Source organism: Huaxiibacter chinensis (assembly GCF_022171985.1).
Taxonomy (GTDB): Bacteria; Pseudomonadota; Gammaproteobacteria; order Enterobacterales; family Enterobacteriaceae; genus Enterobacter; species Enterobacter chinensis_A.
Window position 1 is genome coordinate 1 of the sequence record NZ_JAJVHF010000061.1, and the last position, 935, is coordinate 935.

A 935-nucleotide genomic window follows, 5' to 3' on the forward strand; every position below is an offset into this window, starting at 1 on the left:
AATATACGGCTTCAATGAGCCTTTCCGTTTTACAGGTTCCTCAACAGGCCGGTGGGCCGTTAGTATCATCAATATCAGTATTCGCAAAACCAGATGAATGATTGTTTAAACTGGTGTATTTCTGCCTTTATGCTTCGTAAGTTTGCTGTCGCGCCGTCAGTGCCCAGGCTATTCTGGCCAGCTTGTTTGCCAGAGCACAGGTGACGACAAAGTTGCTTTTCCGACACAACAACTCCCTGACCCAGTCGGCCAACTTGCCAGACTGGTGTTCCAGTTTTTGTATGAATACCCTGGCACACTGAACCAACAAAGTTCGGATCTTTTTGTTGCCCCGCTTGCTAATCCCTAACAATGTCGTCCGACCTCCCGTGCTGTACTGTCGGGGTACCAGCCCTGTTGCCGCCGCAAAGTCACGGCTGCTGGCGTACTGCTTCCCGTCGCCAATCTCAGTTGAAATAGTACTGGCAGTCAGCGTTCCAACGCAGGGAATACTCAGCAAGCGCTGTCCAACCTCATCTTCGTCCAACTTTCGTTTCAACTGAGATTCCAGATCTTTAATCTGCTCAACAAGATAGTGATAATGCTGTTGTAATTTCAGCAGTAACTGGCTGAGATAAAGAGGCAAACTACTGTCCTCAAGAAGGGTACTCAGTCGACTAATAACGGCAGCACCTCGCGGAACGCTGATACCAAATTCCAGCAGAAAAGCATGCATCTGATTAGTTGTTTTCACCTTATCCTGAACCAGGGATTCACGGACACGATGCAGAGCTCGCATTGCCTGCTGAGATTCGGTTCTGGGCTGCACGAAACGCATAGATGGACGTGATGCTGCTTCACAGATAGCTTCAGCATCAACGAAGTCATTTTTGTTGCTTTTAACGAATGGGCGGACAAATTGCGGTGATATCAGCTTTGGAAAATGCCCTAACTCT

1 protein-coding gene is annotated in these 935 nt (G+C 48.2%); it reads right to left on the reverse strand.

Translation table 11 applies throughout. The features are described 5' to 3' along the window. Positions 1-127: 127 nt before the first annotated feature. A partial coding sequence (locus LZP96_RS23920) for an IS110-like element IS5075 family transposase (RefSeq protein ID WP_044703026.1) occupies positions 128-935 on the reverse strand: 808 nt, incomplete at its 5' end.